This window comes from Elstera litoralis (assembly GCF_000963705.1).
Classification (GTDB): Bacteria; Pseudomonadota; Alphaproteobacteria; order Elsterales; family Elsteraceae; genus Elstera; species Elstera litoralis.
Genome location: NZ_LAJY01000923.1, coordinates 1 through 989 on the forward strand (window position 1 = coordinate 1; position 989 = coordinate 989).

Consider the following 989-nt stretch of genomic DNA (forward strand, 5'->3'; position numbering starts at 1 on the left):
GCATCCCGAAGATGTTGTCGCCATTCTGCGCGGCTGGCTCTACCAGGAATCTGGTGCATAGTGGGCCGCGTCGAAGCACAGCCTCTTCGTGGGTATCGTATGTCAATAACGGTAAGGGTCGAACCGAGCCATGCGTGTTCGTGAGGATTTCCGGTCGCTGACCGGACCTGAGAAAGCGGCCATACTGATGCTCGCCATTGGCGAGGAGCATGCGGCACGGCTATTCGAACTGATGGATGATGAGGAGATCAAAGAGGTCTCCCAAACCATGGCCAATCTCGGCACCGTGTCGTCCAATGTTGTGGAACGGCTCTTTGTTGAGTTTGCCGAACAGTTCAGCCAAACCGGCTCGCTTACCGGCTCGTTTGAAAGCACCGAGCGCTTGCTCAATAAGGTGCTGGATAAAGACCGTGTCGATACGATCATGGAGGAAATCCGTGGTCCCGCCGGTCGAACGATGTGGGACAAGCTCGGCAATGTGAACGAGCAGGTTCTGGCCAATTATCTGAAGAATGAATATCCGCAAACCGTTGCGGTGGTTCTCTCGAAGATCAAAGCCGAACATGCCGCCCGCGTTCTGTCGTTGCTGCCCGAAGCTTTCGCGCTCGAAGTCGTCATGCGCATGCTGCGGATGGAAGCCGTTCAAAAGGACGTGCTGAACGACGTTGAAAAGACCCTGCGCACCGAGTTCATGAGCAACCTCGCGCGGACGAACCGTCGCGATGCCCATGAACAGATGGCGGATATTTTCAATAATCTCGACCGCAATACCGAACAGCGCTTTATGACCTCGCTGGAAGAGCGGAATAAGGATTCGGCGGAACGCATCAAAGCCTTGATGTTTACCTTCGAAGACCTCAGCCGTCTTGATAGCGGCGGGATTCAAACGCTGCTGCGCGCGACTGAAAAAGACAAGCTGGGTATGGCGCTAAAGGGGGCTTCCGAAACCCTGCGCGATATGTTCTTCAGCAATATGTCCGAACGCGCGG

1 protein-coding gene is annotated in these 989 nt (G+C 55.1%); it reads left to right on the forward strand.

All coding sequences use genetic code 11. From position 1 onward, the window contains the following. Window positions 1-130: 130 nt before the first annotated feature. Window positions 131-989: flagellar motor switch protein FliG (locus tag VZ95_RS20750; protein WP_045777557.1), on the forward strand; the 859-nt coding region annotated here is incomplete at its 3' end.